At 60.3% G+C, this 21,615-nt stretch carries 19 protein-coding genes and 2 pseudogenes; 11 read left to right on the forward strand and 10 right to left on the reverse strand.

The genetic code is table 11. The annotated features are described in order from the left end of the window. Positions 1–35: 35 nt before the first annotated feature. The 4 genes and pseudogenes from ACA072_RS13655 to ACA072_RS13670 all read right to left on the reverse strand — a co-directional run. Positions 36–134 (reverse strand): annotated as a pseudogene (locus ACA072_RS13655) (IS110 family transposase); the annotation flags it as partial. Next, positions 133–435 (reverse strand): annotated as a pseudogene (locus ACA072_RS13660) (LEA/WHy family protein); the annotation flags it as partial. The pseudogenes ACA072_RS13655 and ACA072_RS13660, both read right to left, overlap by 2 nt. 58 nt (positions 436–493) lie before the next feature. Continuing rightward, positions 494–1,966, reverse strand: coding sequence for a nucleobase:cation symporter-2 family protein (locus tag ACA072_RS13665; RefSeq protein ID WP_497624750.1), 1,473 nt, complete (start codon positions 1,964–1,966; stop codon positions 494–496). Between the two features lie 112 nt (positions 1,967–2,078). Further along, a complete protein-coding gene (locus ACA072_RS13670) occupies positions 2,079–2,972 on the reverse strand; it encodes a LysR family transcriptional regulator (protein ID WP_497624751.1) in 894 nt (297 codons plus the stop codon). 101 nt (positions 2,973–3,073) lie between these two features. Here ACA072_RS13670 and ACA072_RS13675 point away from each other — a divergent pair, with 101 nt between their 5' ends. Together ACA072_RS13675 and speB are read left to right on the forward strand one after the other, a co-directional pair. Further along, complete coding sequence (locus ACA072_RS13675; RefSeq protein ID WP_497624752.1) at positions 3,074–4,165, forward strand: polyamine ABC transporter substrate-binding protein; 1,092 nt, start codon at positions 3,074–3,076, stop codon at positions 4,163–4,165. A gap of 17 nt (positions 4,166–4,182) precedes the next feature. Then, on the forward strand, positions 4,183–5,142 hold the full coding sequence (gene speB / locus ACA072_RS13680) for an agmatinase (protein WP_497624753.1): 960 nt from the start codon (positions 4,183–4,185) through the stop codon (positions 5,140–5,142). A 114-nt stretch (positions 5,143–5,256) separates the two neighbouring features. Here speB and ACA072_RS13685 read toward each other — a convergent pair whose 3' ends face one another. Next, the gene (locus ACA072_RS13685) at positions 5,257–6,309 is read right to left on the reverse strand and encodes an aldo/keto reductase (protein ID WP_497624754.1); all 1,053 of its coding nucleotides are present in this window, start codon (positions 6,307–6,309) and stop codon (positions 5,257–5,259) included. 200 nt (positions 6,310–6,509) lie between these two features. Here ACA072_RS13685 and ACA072_RS13690 point away from each other — a divergent pair, with 200 nt between their 5' ends. The 6 genes from ACA072_RS13690 (at position 6,510) to chrA (ending at position 11,317) form a co-directional block, all read left to right on the forward strand. Then, entirely contained in the window at positions 6,510–7,226 is a 717-nt protein-coding gene (locus ACA072_RS13690; protein WP_497624755.1) for a helix-turn-helix transcriptional regulator, read from the forward strand. 52 nt (positions 7,227–7,278) lie between these two features. After that, a complete protein-coding gene (locus tag ACA072_RS13695) occupies positions 7,279–7,620 on the forward strand; it encodes a nuclear transport factor 2 family protein (RefSeq protein ID WP_497624756.1) in 342 nt (113 codons plus the stop codon). A 170-nt stretch (positions 7,621–7,790) separates the two neighbouring features. Further along, the gene (gene zapE, locus ACA072_RS13700; protein ID WP_497624757.1) at positions 7,791–8,909 is read left to right on the forward strand and encodes a cell division protein ZapE; all 1,119 of its coding nucleotides are present in this window, start codon (positions 7,791–7,793) and stop codon (positions 8,907–8,909) included. Positions 8,910–8,927: 18 nt separating this feature from the next. Continuing rightward, the gene (locus tag ACA072_RS13705) at positions 8,928–9,509 is read left to right on the forward strand and encodes a DinB family protein (protein ID WP_497624758.1); all 582 of its coding nucleotides are present in this window, start codon (positions 8,928–8,930) and stop codon (positions 9,507–9,509) included. A gap of 102 nt (positions 9,510–9,611) precedes the next feature. After that, positions 9,612–10,103 carry a GNAT family N-acetyltransferase gene (locus tag ACA072_RS13710; protein WP_497624987.1) on the forward strand — a complete coding sequence of 164 codons (492 nt, stop codon included), beginning with the start codon at positions 9,612–9,614 and terminating at the stop codon, positions 10,101–10,103. A 5-nt stretch (positions 10,104–10,108) separates the two neighbouring features. After that, positions 10,109–11,317, forward strand: coding sequence for a chromate efflux transporter (chrA, locus tag ACA072_RS13715; protein ID WP_497624759.1), 1,209 nt, complete (start codon positions 10,109–10,111; stop codon positions 11,315–11,317). A gap of 56 nt (positions 11,318–11,373) precedes the next feature. On the opposite strand, the gene ACA072_RS13720 is transcribed toward chrA, so the two are convergent. The 4 genes from ACA072_RS13720 to ACA072_RS13735 all read right to left on the reverse strand — a co-directional run bounded on the left by ACA072_RS13720 (position 11,374) and on the right by ACA072_RS13735 (position 16,355). Next, entirely contained in the window at positions 11,374–11,583 is a 210-nt protein-coding gene (locus tag ACA072_RS13720; RefSeq protein ID WP_461981970.1) for a hypothetical protein, read from the reverse strand. Positions 11,584–11,680: 97 nt separating this feature from the next. After that, entirely contained in the window at positions 11,681–13,918 is a 2,238-nt protein-coding gene (locus ACA072_RS13725; protein WP_497624760.1) for a TonB-dependent siderophore receptor, read from the reverse strand. Positions 13,919–14,223: 305 nt separating this feature from the next. Then, a complete protein-coding gene (locus ACA072_RS13730; RefSeq protein WP_497624761.1) occupies positions 14,224–15,969 on the reverse strand; it encodes a phosphoethanolamine transferase CptA in 1,746 nt (581 codons plus the stop codon). A 203-nt stretch (positions 15,970–16,172) separates the two neighbouring features. Next, on the reverse strand, positions 16,173–16,355 hold the full coding sequence (locus ACA072_RS13735) for a DUF6026 family protein (RefSeq protein ID WP_109630878.1): 183 nt from the start codon (positions 16,353–16,355) through the stop codon (positions 16,173–16,175). 270 nt (positions 16,356–16,625) lie between these two features. On the opposite strand from ACA072_RS13735, the gene gnd reads away from it, so the two are divergent. Genes gnd through ACA072_RS13750 form a run of 3 tightly spaced genes read left to right on the forward strand, consistent with a single transcriptional unit; the run spans position 16,626 to position 19,944 of the window. Next, positions 16,626–17,606 carry a phosphogluconate dehydrogenase (NAD(+)-dependent, decarboxylating) gene (gene gnd, locus ACA072_RS13740; protein ID WP_497624762.1) on the forward strand — a complete coding sequence of 327 codons (981 nt, stop codon included), beginning with the start codon at positions 16,626–16,628 and terminating at the stop codon, positions 17,604–17,606. Then, positions 17,603–19,126: a glucose-6-phosphate dehydrogenase gene (gene zwf / locus ACA072_RS13745; RefSeq protein ID WP_497624764.1), complete on the forward strand. Its 1,524-nt coding sequence runs from the start codon at positions 17,603–17,605 to the stop codon at positions 19,124–19,126. Before gnd ends, zwf begins: the two co-directional genes overlap by 4 nt. Continuing rightward, positions 19,123–19,944: an HAD family hydrolase gene (locus ACA072_RS13750; RefSeq protein WP_497624765.1), complete on the forward strand. Its 822-nt coding sequence runs from the start codon at positions 19,123–19,125 to the stop codon at positions 19,942–19,944. The genes zwf and ACA072_RS13750 overlap by 4 nt, the downstream gene beginning before the upstream one ends. A gap of 116 nt (positions 19,945–20,060) precedes the next feature. Here ACA072_RS13750 and nhaB read toward each other — a convergent pair whose 3' ends face one another. Further along, positions 20,061–21,563: a sodium/proton antiporter NhaB gene (gene nhaB / locus ACA072_RS13755; RefSeq protein WP_497624766.1), complete on the reverse strand. Its 1,503-nt coding sequence runs from the start codon at positions 21,561–21,563 to the stop codon at positions 20,061–20,063. Between the last annotated feature and the right edge of the window lie 52 nt (positions 21,564–21,615).

Consider the following 21,615-nt stretch of genomic DNA (forward strand, 5'->3'; position numbering starts at 1 on the left):
TAATGTGGGAGCAACTGTCTTCACCATGCCATTCGTCACCGCCACTCGGTGCCATCTCGCAACATTGCATTCAGCCTAATCAGCAGTACACGCATGCAGGCAATGAGCGCGACCTTCGCGCTCTTACCTCGCGCTCACCGGCACGCTCAGCACGGTTTCGGAAAAGCGTGCAATCGAGCCCGACTGATCGCTGACACCGGAAGCCAGCGGCTGGCCATTGACCTCCAGGTCCAGCGCCACGCCGTTGTACTCGATTGGCGTTTCGTTAGGGTTTTGCACGCGAATCTTCACGGCAAAGCGCACTTCCATGTCCTGGCTCTGCAGTGGCTCGATGCCGACCACATTGATGTTCAACGGGTCGCGATGGGGGAAGAGGGCGCAGGCGCTCAGGGAGAGCAACAGCAGGGAAAGGAGGACCGCGTTGACGCTGCGCATGGACAAGCTCTCGTGTAGAAAAGGGCTGAACCGCCAGCGGCTCAGCCCTCGAGCCTTTCTAGCGGTTCAACTGTGCGGCCGCCGCAGGCCGCGCCGGTTCACCTTTGGCCGGCACATCCGGGTTTTCCATGACCTGGAGGATTGAAGCTTCAGGGTCGAAATCGTCCTCTTCCAGCTCGATGAATTCCTCGGGCAGGAAGATATTCAGCACGATAGCGCACAACGCCCCGACGGTGATCGGTGATTCAAAGATGTTGTGCAGCGCTTTCGGCAGCTCACGCAGCACTTCCGGCACCGCCGCGACCCCTAGCCCCATGCCGATGGAAATCGCCACGATCAGCATGTTGCGTCGATGCAAACCGGCTTCGGCGAGGATCTTGATCCCGGCCACCGCCACGGTGCCGAACATCACCAGTTCCGCGCCGCCGAGTACCGGTTTGGGCATCAATTGCAGCACCGCGCCGATCATCGGGAACAGCCCCAGCAGCACCAACAGACCGGCGATGAAAAACGCCACGTAACGGCTGGCCACGCCGGTGAGCTGGATCACGCCGTTGTTCTGCGCGAAGGTCACCATCGGCATGCTGTTGAACACCGCCGCCATGGCCGAGTTGAGGCCGTCGGCGAGCAGGCCGGACTTGATCCGGCGGATGTAGATCGGGCCTTTGACCGGTTGCCGGGAAATCATCGAGTTGGCGGTGAGGTCGCCAGCGGCTTCCAGCGGCGACACCAGGAAAATCACCGCCACCGGCACAAACGCGACCCAGTCGAAATTGAAGCCGTACTTGAACGGCACCGGCACGCTCATCAACGGCACGTCGGGCAGGCTGGCGAAATTGACGTCGCCCATCAGCCAGGCGACGACATAACCCAACGTCAGGCCAATCACGATTGCCCCCAGGCGCAGGAACGGCACATCGACCCGGTTCAGCACCACGATCGTGCCAAGCACCAGCGCCGCCAACGCCAGATGACTGGCTGCGCCAAGGTCCGCAGCACCGAAGCCGCCGGCGATGTCGGTCATGGCGACCTTGATCAGCGACAGGCCCATGAGGGTGATGATGGTGCCGGTCACCACGGGCGTAATCAGCATCCGCAGCTTGCCAATGAACTGGCTCAACACCACTTCGATGAAGGCGGCGAAAAAGCACACGCCGAAGATCGTCGAGAGAATTTCATCGGTGCCGCCACCCCGGGCCTTGACCATGAACCCGGCGCTGAGGATCACGCTGATGAACGAGAAACTGGTGCCTTGCAGGCACAACAGGCCCGAACCAATTGGACCGAAGCGCCGCGCCTGAACAAAGGTGCCCAGGCCCGAGACAAACAGCGCCATGCTGATCAGGTAAGGCACTTCGCTTTGCAGACCGAGGGCACCGCCCATGATCAAGGTTGGCGTGATGATCCCGACGAAACTCGCCAGTACGTGTTGCAGGGCGGCGAAGACCGTGGCGGTGAGATGCGGGCGGTCGTCGAGGCCGTAGATCAGGTCGGAACGGGGCTGGGGTTTTGCGTGTTCGGAAGAGGTCACGAGGAAAGCGCCAGGGGCCAGGTCAAAAAATGGAGGCGCAGGATGCCAGAAAGATTACGTTGTCGGAACCTTATCTCGGACTTACACCAAACCTGTGGGAGTGAAGTGTTCTTCAGGCGAACGCGGCGAGGAGGTCTTCTTCAAACGCCTTCTGCGCATCCCCCGGTACTTGAGCGCGATGGCGCGCCAGATGAAACGCCACATCAAAACTCATGTGATCCCGGCGCACGGCGCGCAGCAAGCCTTTGTCTTCCCAGCTACGGGCAAAGTGACTGGGCAAATAACCGACGTGTTTACCGGACAGTACGAAGGCGAGGGTGCCTTCGACCTGCTCGGACCGTGCCGAACATAATTTGCCTTGAAACGGCTCGTCGCTGCGCAGGAAACGATAAGGGTGATCAACCCGGTCACACGCCTGCAATGCCAGATCATCCGGCGCATCGTCGGTGAACAGCGGATGCCCGGGGGCGCAATACAGGTGTTGGGTTTCGCTGAACAGTTCGCGGTAGTCAAACGCGCTTTGCACCTGGGAGAAATAGCCGATTGCCAGGTCCAGTCGTTGTTGCAGCAGCAGGCGTTCCATTTCGCCGGGCATGGCGCTCATCAACTCGATACGCACGGACTCGTCACGCTCACGAAAACGCCGGATCGCATCCGCCACCTTTTGCAGCACCGATTGGTCGAGGGCTTCGGACAAGCCCAAGCGCACTTCGCCGATCAACCGTCCCGCTACGCCGTTGGATTGATGACGAAACGCTTCGATGGATTCAAACAACCCGCGTGTCGCGCTCAGCAACTGCTCGCCCTTGGGCGTGATCCTGAATCCCCCCTTGCCGCGACTGCACAAGCGATAGCCGAGCCGGGTTTCGAGTTTGGCCATTTGCTGGCTGATGCTCGACTGGCTCAAACCCAGTTCGCCTTGCGCTGCGCTGAACCCGCCGCATTCCACCACGCGGACAAACAAGCGCAGCAGTTGCAGGTCGAGGTCGTGGAGTTGACCGAGCATCAAACATTACTCCGCAATAAAGTCAGGTTAACAAACTTGATATTTCGCCAATGTATCCGAGCGCGCACGCTGCAACCACTTCCTCTGGTCAGGTGTTCGTCATGGCTCCCGCATTCAAACTGTGTTTACCCGCGCTGTTCCTCGCCATGGCCGCGTCGGCCCAGGCTGAGGAAAAGACCCTCAACCTCTACAGTTGGGCCGACTACGTGGCGCCTGAAACCTTGCAGCGTTTCGAAAAGGAAACCGGCATTCACGTGCGTTACGACACGTTCGATTCTTCGGAAGTGCTGGAAACCAAACTGCTCACCGGCGGCAGCGGCTATGACGTGGTGGTGCCGTCATCCAGCGTATTGGCTCGTGGTTTGGCGGCCGGTGCGCTGAAGGAAATTCCGCACGAAGGGCTCAAGGGCTACGCCAACCTCGATCCTGACCTGTTGGAAAAACTCGCTGCCGTCGACCCCGGCAATCGTTTTGGCGTGCCGTATACCTGGGGCACGTTGGGTTTGGGGATGAACGTCGAAGCGGTACAAAAGCGCTTGCCGGGTGTGCCACTCAACAGCCTCGATTTGCTGTTCAAGCCGCAATACGCCAGCAAGCTCAAGGACTGCGGCATTGCGATTCTCGATTCGCCGCAAGAGGTGATCGGCCTGGCATTGCACTATCTCGGTAAAGATCCCTACAGCACCGACAAGGCTGATCTGACAGCCGCCGAGGCGTTGTTGCATCAGTTGCAACCCAATGTGCTGTACGTCGCCACCGGGCGGCAGATCAGCGATCTGGCCAATGGCAGCGTGTGCCTGGCCTTGACCTACAACGGTGACGCCAGCATGGCCGCCGACCAGGCGCGCAAGGCCAACAAGCCGTACGAGGTGGCCTACCGTATTCCGAAGGAGGGCACGCTGGTCTGGCAGGACAACCTGGCGATTCCCAAGGACGCGCCACACCCCGAAGCGGCCCGGGCATTCATCGAATTCATGCTGCGCCCCGAATCCGTGGCGGCGCTGACCAACACGTTGTTCTTTGCCACAGCCAACCAGGCAGCGACCCCGTTGGTGGACGAAGCCGTGCGCACCGACCCGGACATCTACCCACTGGCCGACACTCGCGAACGGCTGTACGCCGACCGCAGCATGAGCCTCAAGGACATGCGTTCGCGCACTCGCCTGTGGACCGCTTTCCGTAGCCGCCAATAAATAAAAAGGAGAAATCCATGGACGTCCCGATGCAAAACGATCAGGCCATCACCCGCGACAGCCTCTTTGGTACTGCCGCCGAAAGCACCTACGCCGGTATCACCAGTTTCATGCGCCGTCGCTACAGTCGTGATTTGCGCGGCGTCGACGTGGTGGTCAGCGGCGTGCCCTTCGACACCGCCACCAGCAACCGTCCCGGCGCGCGCTTCGGACCGCGCGGCATTCGCGCCGCGTCTACCGGGATTGCCTGGGAACGCCACTGGCCGTGGACCTTTGACCCGTTCGATCATCTGGCGGTCATCGACTACGGCGACTGCGACTTCGATTACGGCTCGCCGCACTCGGTGCCTGAAAGTATCGAGGCCCACGCCGAGCACATCCTGAACGGCGGTTGCGCGATGCTGACGTTCGGCGGCGACCACTTCATCAGCTATCCGCTGCTCAAGGCCCATGCGCGCAAACATGGTCCGCTGTCGTTGATTCACTTCGATGCGCACAGCGATACCTGGCCGGACGAAGAGGGCAAGCGTGTCGATCACGGCACGATGTTCTGGCACGCAGCGAAGGAAGGTCTGGTGGATCCGTCGCGCTCGGTGCAGATCGGTTTGCGTACCACCAATGATGACAACCAGGGTTTTCAGGTGCTGGATGCGCGGCACGTGCATCGGAAAGGGTGTGAGGCGATTGTCGAGGCGATTCGGGCGCGGGTAGGGGATAACCCGGTGTACCTGACGTTCGACATCGACTGTCTCGACCCGGCGTTCGCACCGGGCACCGGAACGCCCGTGTGCGGTGGCTTGAGCACAGTGCAGGCGCTGGAAATTCTCGGTGGATTGCGCGGGATCAATCTGGTGGGCATGGACGTGGTGGAAGTGGCGCCGGCCTACGACCATGCGGACATTACCTCACTGGCAGCGGCGACGTTGGCGATGGAGATGCTGTGCCTGTATGCGGCCAGACACAAAGTCGACCGGTAAAACACAAAACAATGTGGGAGCGGGCTTGCTCGCGAAAGCGGTCTAACATTCAACATTGAAGTTGACTGACAGGGCCCCTTCGCGAGCAAGCCCGCTCCCACGTTTGGATCTGTGTCAGGCGACCGGGATAATTGGCAGATCGAGGGTCTCAGCCCCGGTATACCGCGCTGCCGAACCGGCAATCGTTTCATGCGGTACACCCTTCGGCACGCCGCTGACCTCATCAAGCCTCGACAGTTGCTCAGCGCTTAAATGCACCTCCAGCGCGCCCAACGTCGCATCCAGTTGCTCACGCGTCCGCGAACCCAGGATCGGAATCAACGCCGTCGTCGAGCGCTTGGCCTTTTCCCGCAGCCATGCAATGGCGACGTGGGTCGGCGTGGCTCCAAGTTCAGTCGCCACCGCGAGCAACGTGTCGAGCAGGGCGGTTTCGTGGGCGCTTTTCTCGGTGTGGATCAGCATGCCGAGTTTGGCGGCGCGGTTGTTTTCATCATTGCTGCGGTACTTGCCCGTGAGGAACCCACCACCCAAAGGCGACCAAATAGTAGCGGCCAGCCCCAGCGCTTCGGCCATCGGCAGCAATTCTCGTTCTGCGGTGCGTTCGGCCAGACTGTATTCGGCCTGAATGGCTGCAATCGGCGCAAAGCCACGTACTTCGGCCAGCACGTCGGCGCGAGCGATGCGCCAGGCCGGGAAGTTCGACAGCCCGGCGTAGTGAATCTTGCCGGCGCGCACCAGATCGTCGAAGCCACGCAGAATTTCTTCCATCGGCGTCACGCCGTCGCTGATGTGTGCCCAGAACAGGTCGATGTGATCGATGTTGAGCCGTTTCAGGCTCTCTTCTACGGCGCGAACCATGTTTTTGCGGCTGTTGCCGGTGTGGGAAATGCCTGCGGCGGGCGTAGTACCCATGGTGTATTTGGTGGCGATGACCAGACGATCCCGTTCCGGCGCGATGAACTCGCTGAGCATGGCTTCCGACTGGCCGGCCTGATAACCGTTGGCGGTGTCGATGAAGTTGCCGCCGGCTTCCAGGTAACCGTCGAAAATGCGCTTGGCTTCATCACGCTCGGCGCCATGGCCCCAGCCGGTGCCGAAATTACCGGCGCCGAGCGCCAGTTCCGAAACCCGCAATCCGGTTTTGCGGCCGAAGACTTTGTAATGCATGAGGTGACTCCTGAAGAACGACGCCGGGATGAATTTAAATGTCTAGCAACATGTATTTAATATGATGCGAGTAATATTGGCCGTCAAGGTGCTTTTTCATTCAGGGCAAACGGGCCGACCACTGGAGATTTTTCTACTGCCAGTTTCTGACAGCAGCCTCTGCTAAGCTCCGACGACTTTCAGGAAAGAGCCTACAAATAGTGTCGCGTACCACTCGTTTACTCACGTTGCTGCAAGTGCTGCGAGGCAAAAGTCGTCCGGCCACGGCTGCGGTGCTTGCCGGCGAGCTAGAGATTTCCGAACGCACGCTGTACCGCGACATCGCCGAGCTGACCGCACTGGGCGCACCGATATTCGGCGAAGCAGGGGTCGGCTACGTGTTGCGCAGCGGTCTGTTCCTGCCGCCCTTGATGCTCAATGCTGACGAAACCGAAGCCATCGTGCTCGGATTGCGTTACGTCGATCAGCGTGGCGATGAGGTGTTGAGCAAAGCCGCGGCCGACGCCCTGGCGAAGATTGCTGCGGTGTTGGCGCCTGAAGCTCAGGACGCGTTGCGCAACCCGACGGTGCTGCCGGGCCCGCGTGGCTACGGTTATCCGCAAAATGCAGTACCGTTGAGTGTGTTTCGCCAAGCCATCCGCGACCAGTCCAGGCTGAGCATAGACTATGCAGACGCCCATCAAGTGCCCAGTCAGCGGCTGATCTGGCCACTGGCGCTGGGCTTTCTCAATGAAGTGCGGATCATTGTCGCCTGGTGTGAATTGCGCGGAGCCTATCGCACGTTTCGCACAGACCGGATTTCCGCCGCCCATGAACAGGGCGGGCGTTATCCGGGGCGGCGCAGCGACCTGTTGCGCACCTGGCGCAAGCAAATGCAAGTGGATGAAGCCGGGCGTTTCACTCCTGACAAGAACTGACACAGACCTGTTCTAGCATGGCTCCAGAACCAAACAACAAGGAGCCGTAACCATGTCCAATCCAGCCTCTTCACTGGCCCCCGCCATTGCCGCCTACATTGCTGCCGCCAATGCCCGCGACACCTCGCGGGTCGGCAGTTTTTTCGCTGAGGATGCCAACGTGTTCGATGAGGGCCAGCACCGGATCGGCACCCAAGCCATCGCCCAGTGGATGCAAGACACTGCGCAACGTTATGAACCCCGGGTCGAAGTGCTCGACGTTCAGCTGCGCACCGGCAAAGTGCTGGTGCACAACCTGATTTCCGGGACCTTTCCCGGCAGCCCCCTGGAACTGCGTTACATGTTCCGTCTCAATGATCAGGGCAAGATCGCCCGGCTAGACATCTCTCTATAACCCGAACGCAACCTTTGTAGCAGCTGCCGAAGGCTGCGTTCGGCTGCGCAGCAGTCGTAAATCCGGGTCCCGCAGATTATCTGACAGACCGTAGTGCCTGAATTTGCGACCGCTTCACGATCGAACGCAGCCTGCGGCAGCTGCTACATAAGGCACGTATACTCCCGCGCATGAATGTCGACTCTCCCCTAAGCGCCTGGCAACACGCCATCGAACAAAAGGGCTTCGTCCAGGACGAAGCCCAGGAACATGCCGTGTGGGCGCTGCAAAAATGCCACGAAGCCTTGCATGAAGGGCGCACGCCGGTCACCGGCGTTTACCTTTGGGGCCCGGTCGGGCGGGGCAAGACCTGGTTGATGGACCAGTTCTACCAAACCATCAAGGTCCCGGCGCGGCGCCAACACTTCCACCATTTCATGGGCTGGGTGCATCAGCGCTCGTTCCAGCTGACCGGCACCGCCGACCCCTTGAAGGCGCTGGCCCGAGAGCTGAGCGAAGAAGTGCGGGTGTTGTGTTTCGATGAGCTGTTCGTCAACGACATTGGCGACGCGATCATTCTCGGGCGTTTGTTTCAAGTGATGTTCGAGCAGGGTGTGGTGGTGGTCTGCACTTCCAATCAGCCGCCGGACCAGTTGTACGCCGATGGCTTCAACCGCGACCGTTTTGTGCCCGCCATCGAGGCGATCAAACAGCACATGCAAGTGGTCGCGGTGGATGGCAGCGAAGACCATCGCCTGCATCCGGGCGCGAGCCTGCAACGTTATTGGGTGGCGGATTCCGGGCAACCCAGCGCGCTCAGTGAAGTGTTCAAGGCGTTGACCGTTGGGCAGTCAACGTCCAGCGAGCCGATCACGGTTGGTTATCGGTCGATCAACGTGGTGCAAGCCAGTTCGACGGTGCTCTGGTGCCGCTACGCCGACCTGTGCGAACAACCGTTCGCCGCCATGGACTTCATGGCGCTGTGCGACACCTTCAGCGCTATTCTGTTGAGTGACGTGCCCAACCTCAGCGCGCAGAAACGCGAAGGACGCATCGCCCGAGGCACCGAAGACGGGGCCGAGCGTGTCGTGGCCGGTGATCGCGAGCTGCCGCAATTGTCGGTGCATGACGACGGTGTCCGGCGTTTCATCGCCCTGGTGGACGAGTGCTACGACCGCAAGGTGCCTTTGTACCTGGAAGCGCAGGTGCCGATGGCGGCGCTGTACACCGAGGGTTATCTGGAATTTCCGTTCCGCCGCACGTTAAGCCGATTACAGGAAATGCAGCTGCAACGTTTCGCCGAAGCCTAATAACCGGGAGCCGCGAAGATGAATCAGCCCCTGTCCCATCATTTGCTGACCATGGCTTATCAGAATGCCTGGGCCAATTACCGACTCGCCAAGGCCTGGAATCGGTTGACCCCGGCCGAACTGGCGGCACCGCGCGTCAGCTTCTTCCCAAGTCTCATTGCCACCCTCAACCATATATTGACCTGCGACTGGTTCTACGTGGATGCGCTGGAGCGGGAGTTGCGCGGTGACGATCCGCACCCTGATTGCTATGTGTTCTTCACCGAGGACGAACCGTTCTCGGCAGCCGCCGATCTGCAGCGTGAACAAGCGCATGTCGACCGTCGCCTGATTGCCTACTGCGAACAACTTCGCGATGCCGAACTGGGGCAAATCGTGACCATCGCCCGCGACACGCCGCAACACGACAGCCGTTTGCGCCTGCTGTCGCACTTGTTCGAGCACCAGCTCCATCACCGCGGTCAGGTGCACGCGATGCTCAGCGGTACGTCGGTCAAACCGCCGCAACTGGACGAGTTTTTTTGTGCCGGTGAGTCACGCCTGAGAGCCGAGGATTTTGCCGAATTGGGCTGGACCGAAGCGCTGATCTGGGGCGTTTGAGGCAAGTTCGGGTTGTCGACAATTGCGCCTCGCGATAATGTCCGTCGACCTCCCGGCGCGAGAGACGCGCCGGGACAACTTGACGGGACGTTGACGATGGAAATGGAATCCGCAGAAATTCTGGTACTTCAAGCCAGCTACACCAATCCGCTGCATGCCGAGGCCATCGGTGTGGTGCTCAATGCGTACGCCGAAGACCCGATGGGCGGCGGTCAGCCATTGCCCGAAGACACTCTGCAACAACTGCCGGGGGAACTGGCCAAGCGTCCCCATGCGTTCAGCGTACTGGCGTTTGTCCGTGGCGAACCGGCCGGGCTGGTCAATTGCTTTGAAGGTTTCTCGACGTTTGCCTGCCGGCCGCTGGTCAACGTGCACGATGTGTCCGTAGCGCCGAAATTTCGCGGACTGGGGCTGAGCCAGAAGATGCTGCAAAAGGTTGAGGACATCGCCCGGCAACGGGGCTGCTGCAAGATCACCCTGGAAGTGCTTGAGGGCAATGCCGTCGCGCAGGCGTCTTACGGCAAGTTCGGTTTTGCGCCCGGCATGTTCGACCCGGCCCATGGCCGCATGCTGTTCTGGACCAAGGCGCTTTAACGCCCATGAACAGCCTCGATGGCGCGCAGGGCAGGGCACCCGTGACAACCGATAAACCGTGGGCGATTTTCCTGATTTTCCTGCGTCTGGGGCTGACCTCGTTTGGCGGCCCTGTCGCGCATCTTGGCTATTTTCGTAGCGAGTTAGTAGCGCGTCGGCGCTGGCTGAGCGAAGCGGCGTACGCCGAACTGATCGCCCTGTGCCAGTTTCTACCAGGCCCGGCGAGCAGTCAGGTGGGCATGGCGCTGGGCTTGTCCCGCGCCGGCTATTCGGGGGCATTGGCGGCATGGGCGGGTTTCACCTTGCCCTCGGCGCTGATCCTGACGTTGTTGGCAATCGGCATCACCCACGGTGGCTGGGCGTTGCCAGCGGGTTTGATTCACGGGCTGAAAATTGTTGCCGTCGCCGTGGTTGCCCAGGCCGTTTGGGGCATGGCCCGCACGTTATGCCGAGGTCCGGTGCGCGTGGGCATTATGTTCGTGGCGACTGCCGGGGTTCTGCTCTGGCCTACGTCTGTGGGGCAGATGACGGTGATGGCCGTGGCGGCGTTAATTGGGTTGGCCTTGCTACATAACGCAAACGGAGCGCAACAGGAGGGCCTGTCGATTCGACTCAGTCGCGTGGCTGTCTGGCTGGCGCTCGGTCTGTTCGTGGCTCTGCTTCTGGGTTTGCCGCTGATTGCGCACCGCTGGCCGGGCTCGTTGATCAGCTTGTTCGATGGCTTCTACCGAACGGGGGCGTTGGTGTTTGGCGGCGGCCACGTCGTGTTGCCGCTGTTGCAAAGTCAGGTGGTGAACTCGGGATTGCTGAGCAATGACGTGTTTCTCGCCGGTTATGCCGCCGCGCAAGCGGTGCCGGGGCCGCTGTTCACGTTCGCGGCGTTTCTCGGCGCGTCCATCAGCGGCTGGAGCGGTGCGCTGGTGTGCGTATTGGCGATATTTTTGCCGTCGCTGCTGTTGGTGATCGGCGTCCTGCCGTTCTGGCAGCGTTTGCGTGGCAATGGCCGGGTGCAAGCGGCACTGGCCGGGGTGAATGCCGGGGTGGTCGGGCTGTTGCTGGCCGCGTTGTATCAGCCGTTGTGGACCACCTCGATTCTCAGCCCGCGGGATGGGCTGTTGGCGGTGCTGGCGTTGATGGCGCTGCTGTTCTGGCGATGCCCGCCGTGGTTGCTGGTGCTGCTGGGCGGGTTATGCGGCGTGCTGCTCGGCGCTTGAAACCATTTGAACGGGCATAAAAAAGGGCGTCCATCAGGACGCCCGTTTGCCATCGTTTATTTCGGCCGATAGGTTTCGGTCACTTGTGCGGTTTGATCGTTCGGAACCCTCAGTTCAATAGATCTGGTTTCGACGCCGTTTGCCTGCTGTTGTTTGAGATGCAGGGTTTCGAAGTAATACCGCATGCGCTCGGCGCCGCCTTCGGCAAATGCAGCGGTCGAACCGAACATCATCAGGCTGGCGAGGATCAACGCAGTACGTTTCATGGTTTGCCTCCCACTACGGATATCGGGTGCCTTTCATCCATGAGCCAATGTTGCCGGGTCATTATCCGCCGATTCCGTGAATTGGGAATCAACCGCGTCAGAGCTTCCAGTCAAGGCTCAGGGTGACCGTGCGCGGGTCGCCCCAATAGACGCCGTTGTAGAACCCGACGTTGTCGTAATACTTCTTGTCGAACAGGTTGTCGACGTTCAACGACGCCGACAGGTGCTTGTCGAACTCATACCGCGACATCAGCTTGACCACGGTGTAGGCCTCCTGGCGGATGTTGGTGCTGGCGGTGATGATCTCGCCATCGGCGCCCCGGCCGACTGGACGTCTGGCGGCGCGGTAGACGTCGCTTTGCCAGTTCACCGCGCCGCCTACGGTTAATGCCTGCCAGTCGCCGGGCAGGCGATAGGCCGTGGAGAATCGGAGCATGTTCAACGGCTGAGCGGTGTTGTTGCGCTGCTTCTCGCCATCGGCCGAGTGGGTGTAGGTGTAGCCGGCCGTCATGTTCCAGCCCGCCATGACCTCGCCGGAGACCTCGGCTTCGAAGCCTTGGACCTTGTTGCCTTTGCCGCCTGATTTGAAGAATTCCTCACCGGTGACCGGGTCTGGTGGCACCGAGTCGTCGCGTTCGGCGACGTTGTCCTGCTTGCTCCAGAACACCGCCGTGGCGAGGTTGAGTCGCTCTTCCAGCAAGCTGCCCTTGAGCCCCAGCTCATAGTTGCTGCCAACCACCGGTTCGAGGTATTTGTGATTGCTGTCGCGTTCGTCCTGCGGCTTGAAAATGTCGGTGTAGCTGACGTACACCGTGTATTCAGGCGTGAGGTCGTAGAGCAGCCCGGCGTAAGGCGTCCACATGTCGTGGTGCTGCTGGCTGGTGGTTTCGACACCGGTCCGTTGCAGGTTGCGGTCGTAGTTGTAGGCGTTTTTCGAGATCTCCCAGCTGCCGTAGCGACTGCCGAGTACCGCGTGCAGGTCGTCGGTCAGGGTCAGGCGCGTGGCCAGGTAACCGGCCTTTTGCCGGGTGCTTTCATCGGAGCCTTTAAGGCTGGTGACGGTGTCGGGGAATTTGGGGATGCCGCCCATGTACTTCCAGTCGGGGACCCTCTCGTAATCCGGCGACCGTGCGCCGTCTACGGTGTAAGGGTTGTCTTCGCGACGTTCGGCTTCGCCATAGCCGATCATCATTTCGTGCTCGCGCCCGAACAGCGAATAAGGGCCGGACACGTTGAAGTCATAGGCCTTCATTTTTTCCGTGCCGATCATGTGACTGACGTTGGCGAACATGCCGCTGCGATCCGCCTCGGGGAAACCGCCACCGCCGTAGTAAATCTTGCCGTCGGTGTCACTCTCACGGTGGGTGTAGGCCGCCTTGAGGTGCCAGCCGGCGCCCAATTGCTGGTCCAGCGTGGCAAACGCAGTCTTGTCCTTCAGCGGCCAGGAACTCCACGGCGTGGCCATGTTGGTGGAGCGTCCGAGGTTGGCTTTGCTGCCGTCAGCGTTCCAGTACGGCACGGTGCCCCAGGAGGTGCCTTGCACCTGTTTGTCCTGATAGTCGTAACCCACGGCCAGCACGGTGTCGTCGGTCAGGTCGGCTTCGAGAATCCCGTAGCCGACTTCCCGTTGCAGCGCGTACTTGTCTCGGTAGGAACCGCTGTCGCGATAGGCCAGCACACTGCGACCGCGCAGGCGCCCGTCGAAGGCCAGCGGTCCGCCGACGTCCACATAGCTGTAGTAATCGTCATAGCTGCCGCCGCTGACACCGGTCTGGGCCTCCCATTGTGCGGTCGGCCGTTTGCGCACCATGTTGATCGTCGCAGACGGATCGCCGGCGCCCGTGGTCAGGCCGGTCGCGCCGCGAACCACTTCGATGCGGTCGTAGATGATGGTGTCGGAATCGGACTTCATGTAGCCGAAGGTGTTGAGCATCCCGTCGATCTGGAAATTGTTGATCGAGTAACCGCGGGACGAATAGCTGATGCGGTCCGAATCGTTGTGCTGAACCACCACGCCGGTGGTCTGGCTCATGGCTTCGGAGAGCGTGCCGAGTTTGAAGTCATCCATCTGCTGGCGCGTGACCACGGACACCGATTGTGGCGTTTCCTTGATCGACAGGTTCAGCCGCGTCGCCGTGCTCATGGCGCCGGTGGTGTACGACTCGGTGTTTTCGGTGGTGCTGCCCAATCCCTGGGCGGTCACACTGGTGGCGCCCAGTTCAAGGGTGCGACTCGGTGCTTGATCCGGGGTGGTTTCGGCCAATAGATCGGGGCTCAGGGCAGCACTGCACAGGCCCAGGGTCAAGGTCATGGAACGGGTGATAGGCGCGAACATCGCAGCCGACTCCTTGTCTTCGAGGGAAAAATTCCGTTTGTTCAAAGACGAAGGGGGAGAAGGGGATTTAGGTCTAAACGAGAATTATTGTTATTTTGCGATGTTTCGGAAGTGGCTTTGAATGCAGAAGAAAGTTGGAAACACGAGACCTGTAGCAGCTGGCGAAGCCTGCGTTCGGCTGCGCAGCAGTCGTAAAATCAGACAATGCGGTATTTCAGCAATACCGCATGCACAGGTTTCACGACTGCTGCGCAGCCGAACGCAGGCTTCGCCAGCTGCTACAAGGTGTGCGCTAGAGCCATGGTCTAATTATGCGCAACTTCCGGATCGCCAGGTTTGCCCTTGGGTTTCATCAGGCTGAAGTCGATCAATGGACGCGACTGACGTTCATACGGATTGCCGATCATCAGCGGCCGCGGCGTGAAGCGGTCGCTGACCAGGCTCTTGGTGCGGTCCAGTTCATCAAAACTCAGGCCCGCCAGATCAGCCCAGGTGTGGATCAGGTGCGAACTGCTGTATGGCCGCCCCAGGTCACCGGCAAAACTCCAGTCGTGGGTTTCACGCCATTTCGGCGAAGCCCAGGCCATGAACGGAATGGTGTACATCGGCGCGGTCGGCTTGGCCTCGTTGCGCCCCAGCGTACTGTGGCCCGGGGAATCGAAGACGTCTTCGCCATGGTCCGAGAGGTACATCAGGAAGCCGTTGGGATCGGATTTGGCGTAGTCCTTGATCAGGCTCGACACCACAAAATCGTTGTACAACACCGCGTTGTCGTAGCTGTTGTACGTCGGCACCTGATCGTCACGCACGCCTTCAGGCACACCTTTGCGATCGGTGAACTTGTTGAAGGTCGGCGGATAACGGTACTGATAGCTCATGTGCGTGCCGAGCAAATGCACCACGATCAACTTGCGCGGCGCGGCGTCTGCCAGTGCCTTGTTGAAGGGCGCGATCACGTCGCCATCGTACTGCGCTGCGTTCTGGTTGCGGTTGTTGTTCAGGTACACCTGCTCGTCGGCCTGTTCGGAAAACGTCGTGAGCATGGTGTTGCGCTTGGTCATGGTCTGCTGATTGGTGATCCAGAAGGTCTTGTAACCCGCCTGTTTCATCATGCTGACCAGGGACGGCGTGGACAAGTAAAGGTCCGGGTTTTCTTCGTCGGCGAAGGTCAGTACCTGCTGCAACGCCTCGATGGTGTACGGGCGTGGGGTGATGACATTGTCGAAGACCGCCATCTGATCCTTGAGCTTGTCCAGTTCCGGCGTGGTTTCACGCGGGTAACCGTAGAGGCTCATGCGCTGGCGGTTGGTGGACTCGCCGATCACCAGCACCAGGGTCGCTGGCTGGTTGGCCATCGTGTCCTTGAGGTTCTTGAGCGGTGGAATCTTGCTCGCGCTGTCGAGCATGTCTTGCATGCCGGCCAGGGTATCGAGGTAACGGTGATACGCCACCGCCATTTGCCAAGGCACCGCCGGCTCGATACGGGTTTCGAATTTCTCGAAGCCGCCGGCCAGGCTGCCAGTGCGCGCAGTCTGCTTGATCAGCGGGTAACCGACCACGGCCACCAAAATGGCGGTCGCGGCCACCAGCGCACGACCGCGGGGCATGTACACCGGGCGCAAGCGGGTCCACAGGAAATACGCGAACAGCGTGTGGGCGAGGAACGCCGCCACCATCCACCAGGCGAAATACTGGGTCATGTACTCGCCGGCTTCAGAGATGTTCGATTCGAACATGATGAAGATGACGCTCTGGGAAAATTCCTGCTGATAGATGAAGAAGTAACCCAGGCTGGCCATCGAACAGGCCCACAACACCACGCCGATCAGCGCGGCCATTACCCGTGTCTGTCTAGGGAACAGCAGCATCGGCGCGAGCCAGATGGCGCTCATCACAAAGGCCTGGCGGAACCCGGTGAAACCGGAGGTGCCCGTCAGTTGAATCAGCAGTTGGGTAATGCCGGAAAAATACCAGAAGAACAGGAACAACCAGAGAAATCCTGCCCAATCGAAACCTTTCGCAGTCGTAGTGCTGCGTTTAAACACAGTCATTCAGCGCTCCAGCCAAGAAATCACGTCGACACGTCGGGAGCCTTCCATGTTGCCGACGAACGGAAGCCGCGCGGATACCGAGCGGCCATAATGAGCCGGAGTATCAACAAGTCGATGTGAAAACTTTGTGAGTTGCCGTAAACGGCAAGGCGGGGAGCGGTGTCGGAAACAGCAGAGGGCTGTTTCCGGATCAAGCGTGGGAATCAGGCGTGAGGAGCGCGCTGGGTGACGGGCAAGGGCTGAGCCGAAGAGCTTTGTGTGAGTAAGCGCAGCTGCGCGAGCTCCTGCTTGAGCAGGTCGCGCTCTTCTTTCAACTGGCGCAATTCATCACGACGGATCGTGACGTAAAGGGTTTGTGCTGGCCGTGCTGCTTGTACTGTGCCCATTGCTCACCTCGCAAATGGCTGTCTCAACTGTAAATCCGCCCCGACATCGGTGCTTATTTACTATCGGCGCCAATTTTGATTTCTTTTGCCCCTGAAGGGAACTTTTTTATTTTTCATGGTCGTTGTGTCTTCAGTTCGATTTCTGACGTTATCAGTCAGGATCGGGCACAATGCCCGGAAACTTCACGCCAGCGCTCTGGACTAACCCACATTAGTCGCGTTGGGCTATAACCTTTGACACACTTTATTTGTAGTAGGGAGCATCAGCACATGCAACTCGGGATTATTGGACTGGGCCGCATGGGCGGAAATATTGCGCGTCGCCTGATGCTCAACGGGCATACCACCGTTGTTTACGACCGCAACACCGCCTTCGTCGATACCCTGGCCGCAGAAGGCGCCAAGGGCGTCATCGACCTGCCGGCGCTGGTCGCAGGCCTGGCCAAGCCACGTGCGGTGTGGGTCATGCTGCCGGCCGGCGCGCCGACCGAAGACACCATCGACACCCTGAGCACCTTGCTCGAAGCCGGCGACACCATCATCGACGGCGGCAACACCTTTTATAAGGACGACATCCGCCGGGCCAAAACCCTGTCGGAGAAAGGCCTGCACTACATCGACGTCGGCACCTCCGGCGGCGTCTGGGGCCTGGAGCGCGGTTACTGCATGATGATCGGCGGCGAAGGCGAGGTCGTAAAACGCCTTGATCCGCTGTTCGACAGCCTGGCGCCGGGCATGGGCGACATCCCGCGCACCAAGGACCGCAAGTCGGAAGATGATCGCGCCGAGCGCGGTTACATCCACGCAGGTCCCGCAGGCTCTGGCCATTTCGTGAAGATGATCCACAACGGCATCGAGTACGGAATGATGCAGGCCTTTGCCGAAGGCTTCGACATCCTCAAGACCAAGGCCCGCACCAACCTGCCGGAAGACCAGCGTTTCGACCTGAACGTGGCCGACATTGCCGAAGTCTGGCGCCGTGGCAGCGTGGTGTCGTCGTGGTTGCTCGATCTGACCGCCGACGCACTGGCCAGCGACCCGAAACTCGACGGTTACTCAGGCTCGGTGGCTGACAGCGGTGAAGGCCGCTGGACCATCGAAGCCGCCATGGAGCAATCGGTGCCTGTGCCGGTGCTGTCGAACTCGCTGTTCTCCCGCTACCGTTCGCGCGGCCAGGGCACCTTTGGCGACAAGATTCTCTCGGCCCAGCGCTTCGGCTTCGGCGGCCATGTGGAGACTTCGAAAAAATGACGCGTCTGATCCGCAATAAATCCAAGGCAGAACCCGCACCACCGACCACGCTGTTTTTGTTCGGTGCCCATGGTGACCTGGTCAAGCGCTTGCTGATGCCGGCGCTGTACAACCTGAGTCGCGACGGTCTGCTTGGCGATGGACTGCGGATCATCGGCGTTGACCACAACGCCATCAGTGACGAAGCCTTTGCGCAGAAGCTCGAAGATTTCATTCGGACCGAAGCGGCCACCAAAGTCGGCAAGGGCGATGAAGCCCTTGATCCGGCGCTGTGGGCCAAACTGGCCAAAGGCATCAGCTACGTCCAGGGCGACTTCCTGGACGACAGCACTTATCAAGCGCTGGCGGCGAAAATCGCCGCCAGCGGCACGGGCAATGCGGTGTTCTACCTGGCCACCGCGCCACGTTTCTTCAGTGAAGTGGTGCGCCGCCTCGGCGCCGCCGGCTTGCTGCAAGAGACACCCGAAGCCTTCAGAAGGGTGGTGATCGAAAAACCGTTCGGCTCCGATCTGCACACCGCTGAAGCGTTGAACGCGTGTTTGCTCAAGGTGATGTCGGAAAACCAGATCTACCGGATCGATCACTACCTGGGCAAGGAAACCGTGCAGAACATTCTGATCAGCCGGTTCTCCAACAGCCTGTTCGAAGCGTTCTGGAACAACCATTACATCGACCACGTGCAGATCACCGCCGCCGAAACCGTCGGCGTGGAAACCCGTGGCAGTTTTTATGAGCACACCGGCGCCTTGCGGGACATGGTGCCCAATCACCTGTTCCAGTTGTTGGCGATGGTGGCGATGGAACCGCCGGCAGCCTTTGGCGCCGATGCGGTCCGTGGCGAGAAAGCCAAAGTGGTCGGCGCGATCCGTCCGTGGTCCACGGAAGAGGCGCGGGCCAACTCGGTCCGTGGCCAATACACGGCTGGCGAACGCGATGGCAAACCCTTGGCCGGTTATCGCGAGGAAGCCAACGTCGCGCCCGACAGCAACACCGAAACCTACGTTGCGCTGAAAGTCATGATCGACAACTGGCGCTGGGTTGGCGTGCCGTTCTACCTGCGCACCGGCAAACGCATGAGCGTGCGCGACACCGAGATCGTCATTTGCTTCAAGCCGGCGCCATACGCGCAGTTTCGCGATACCGAGGTCGATGAGCTGCAACCGACCTATCTGCGAATCCAGATTCAACCCAACGAAGGCATGTGGTTCGACCTGTTGGCCAAGCGGCCCGGGCCAGCACTGAAAATGGCCAACATTGAGTTGGGGTTTGCCTACAAGGATTTCTTTGAAATGCAGCCGTCCACCGGCTACGAAACGCTGATCTACGATTGCCTGACTGGCGATCAGACGCTGTTCCAGCGCGCCGACAACATCGAGAACGGCTGGCGCGCCGTGCAGCCATTCCTCGACGCCTGGCAGCAGGACGCGAGCGTGCAGCGTTATCCGGCCGGCGAGAACGGCCCGCAGGCGGCTGATGAGCTGCTGGCCCGTGACGGTCGCGTCTGGCACTGCCTCGGATGAGTGACGTCCCGCAACAACCCATCCGTTTTCTGCTGAGCGACATGGACGGCACCTTGCTGCTGCCCGATCACACGCTCAGCCAGCGCACCATCGAGGCAGTTCGCTCATTACGCGAGGCCGGCGTGCTGTTCAGCCTGGCCACCGGGCGTCCACCCAAAGCCATGCTGCAGCAGATCGAAGCCCTCGGCGTCGACCTGCCGACGGCGGCGTTCAATGGCGGCACGATCGTCAATCCGGACGGCAGCTTGCTGGTCGCACATTATTTGCCGGCCACGGCTGCACTGACGGCGTTGGCGCTGTTTGCCGATCAGCCGGACGTTGAAGTCTGGGTGTTCAGTGGCGGTGACTGGTTGCTCAAGGACCCGAACGGGCCGATGGTCCCGCGCGAGCAGCACGGCCTAGGCTATCCGCCGGTGGTGGTCGAGAGTTTCGAGCCGTTTCTGACGCGCATCGACAAGATCGTCGCCACCAGCAACAACACGCAATTGTTGATCGAGCTGGAAGCGCAGCTGTTGCCGAAAGTGGAAGGCCAGGCGCAGGTCTCGCGGTCGCAGCCGGTGTATCTGGACGTGACGGCGATGCAGGCGAACAAGGGTGCTGCGTTGGCGACACTGGCCGAGTTTCTCGGTGTGCCGCTGGAACAGACCGCCGCGATGGGCGATGGCGGCAATGACCCGGCGATGTTTCATTGCGCCGGGTTGTCGATTGCCATGGGGCAGGCGGAAGAGGCGGTGAAGCGCCAGGCCGATGTGGTGACAGGCGCCAACACCGAAGACGGCGCGGCCCAGGCGATTGAGCGGTACATCCTCCCCAGGTAAGTACACAAAACAATGTGGGAGCGGGCTTGCTCGCGAATGCGGTGTGTCATTCAGCACAAATATTGACTGACACACCGCATTCGCGAGCAAGCCCGCTCCCACATTTTAGGATTGTGTTATAGCCAGAAACTCACGGCGTACCAACCCAACACACCCATCACCACCGTATACGGCAACGCCATCCACACCATCCGCCCGTACGACAGTCGAATCAGCGGCGCAATCGCCGACGTCAGCAAAAACAGAAACGCCGCCTGACCATTTGGCGTCGCCACGCTCGGCAGGTTGGTGCCGGTATTGATCGCAATGGCCAGCGTTTCGAAGTGCTCACGGCTCATATGGCCGGAGACAAACGCCTGTTTCACTTCGGTGATGTAAATGGTCGCCACAAACACGTTATCGCTGATGGCCGACAGCAGACCGTTGGCAATGTACAACATACCCGGCTGCTGATCGGCCGGTAGCGCCAGCACCCACTGGATCAGCGGCGTGAACAACTGCTGATCGTGAATCACCGCGACCACTGCGAAGAACACCACCAGCAATGCCGTGAACGGCATGGCGTCCTTGAACGCGTTGCCGATACGGTGCTCGTCGGTGATGCCGGTGAAGGCGGTGATCAACACGATCACCATCAAGCCGATCAGGCCCACTTCAGCCACGTGAAACGCCAGGCAGCCAATCAGAATGAGCGCCGCCAACCCTTGAACGATCAGGGAGGCGCGTTGGCGCGAGGTGCGCTCGGCGTTGTCTTCGGCCGCATAGTTGGCCAGCACCGCGCGCACGTTGTCCGGCAGCAGCGTGCCGTAACCGAACCAGCGCAGTTTCTCCAGCAACACGCACGTCACCAGACCGGCAACCAATACCGGTAATGAAACAGGCGCGACTTTCAGAAAGAATTCGGAAAAGTGCCAACCCATCTCGTGACCGATCAGCAGGTTTTGCGGCTCGCCAACCAGCGTGCAAACACCGCCCAACGCCGTGCCCACGGCGCCGTGCATCAGCAGGCTGCGCAGGAACGCGCGGAACTGATCGAGGTCGTCATGATGCAGTGTGGGCAGGTGCTGGTCGTCACTGAACTCACTGTCCTGACGCGGATCGTTGCCCGAGGCGACGCGGTGATACACCGAATAAAACCCCACGGCAGCGCTGATGATCACCGCCGTCACCGTCAAGGCATCGAGGAACGCCGACAGGAACGCCGAGAGAAAGCAGAACATCAGGGACAGCAGGGCCTTGGAACGAACCCCCAGCAGCAGGCGCGAGAACAGAAACAGCAGCAGGTCTTTCATGAAGTAGATGCCCGCCACCATGAACATCAGCAGCAGGATCACCGGAAAGTTGTGCACCAGTTCGTCGTAAAGCGCCTGGGGCGTGGTCATTTTCAGCAGCAACGCTTCGACCAGCAGCAACCCGCCGGGCATCAGCGGATAACATTTGAGCGCCATGGCCAGGGTGAAAATGAACTCCAGCACCAGCAGCCAACCGGTCACCACCGGACCGATCGTCCACAACACCAGTGCGTTGAGTATCAGGAAGCCGACAATGCTCGCCTTGTACCAGCGGGGTGAGTGGCCGAGAAAGTTGTGCGCGAAAGCCTGGGCCATTGAACCGGACATCGGCTACTCCTTGTATTAAGAAGCGCGCAACTTGCCGTAAGCCGAGGGGAAG

Source organism: Pseudomonas sp. LBUM1656, assembly GCF_059716065.1.

Coding starts and splice junctions, on each gene's coding strand:
- ACA072_RS13670 (WP_497624751.1), bottom strand. CDS start 2,972: ATGCTCGGTCAACTCCACGACCTCGACCTGCAACTGCTGCGCTTGTTT.
- ACA072_RS13675 (WP_497624752.1), top strand. CDS start 3,074: ATGGCTCCCGCATTCAAACTGTGTTTACCCGCGCTGTTCCTCGCCATG.
- speB (WP_497624753.1), top strand. CDS start 4,183: ATGGACGTCCCGATGCAAAACGATCAGGCCATCACCCGCGACAGCCTC.
- ACA072_RS13685 (WP_497624754.1), bottom strand. CDS start 6,309: ATGCATTACAAAGTCTTCGGCCGCAAAACCGGATTGCGGGTTTCGGAA.
- ACA072_RS13695 (WP_497624756.1), top strand. CDS start 7,279: ATGTCCAATCCAGCCTCTTCACTGGCCCCCGCCATTGCCGCCTACATT.
- zapE (WP_497624757.1), top strand. CDS start 7,791: ATGAATGTCGACTCTCCCCTAAGCGCCTGGCAACACGCCATCGAACAA.
- ACA072_RS13705 (WP_497624758.1), top strand. CDS start 8,928: ATGAATCAGCCCCTGTCCCATCATTTGCTGACCATGGCTTATCAGAAT.
- ACA072_RS13710 (WP_497624987.1), top strand. CDS start 9,612: ATGGAATCCGCAGAAATTCTGGTACTTCAAGCCAGCTACACCAATCCG.
- chrA (WP_497624759.1), top strand. CDS start 10,109: ATGAACAGCCTCGATGGCGCGCAGGGCAGGGCACCCGTGACAACCGAT.
- ACA072_RS13720 (WP_461981970.1), bottom strand. CDS start 11,583: ATGAAACGTACTGCGTTGATCCTCGCCAGCCTGATGATGTTCGGTTCG.
- ACA072_RS13725 (WP_497624760.1), bottom strand. CDS start 13,918: ATGTTCGCGCCTATCACCCGTTCCATGACCTTGACCCTGGGCCTGTGC.
- ACA072_RS13730 (WP_497624761.1), bottom strand. CDS start 15,969: ATGACTGTGTTTAAACGCAGCACTACGACTGCGAAAGGTTTCGATTGG.
- ACA072_RS13735 (WP_109630878.1), bottom strand. CDS start 16,355: ATGGGCACAGTACAAGCAGCACGGCCAGCACAAACCCTTTACGTCACG.
- gnd (WP_497624762.1), top strand. CDS start 16,626: ATGCAACTCGGGATTATTGGACTGGGCCGCATGGGCGGAAATATTGCG.
- zwf (WP_497624764.1), top strand. CDS start 17,603: ATGACGCGTCTGATCCGCAATAAATCCAAGGCAGAACCCGCACCACCG.
- ACA072_RS13750 (WP_497624765.1), top strand. CDS start 19,123: ATGAGTGACGTCCCGCAACAACCCATCCGTTTTCTGCTGAGCGACATG.
- nhaB (WP_497624766.1), bottom strand. CDS start 21,563: ATGTCCGGTTCAATGGCCCAGGCTTTCGCGCACAACTTTCTCGGCCAC.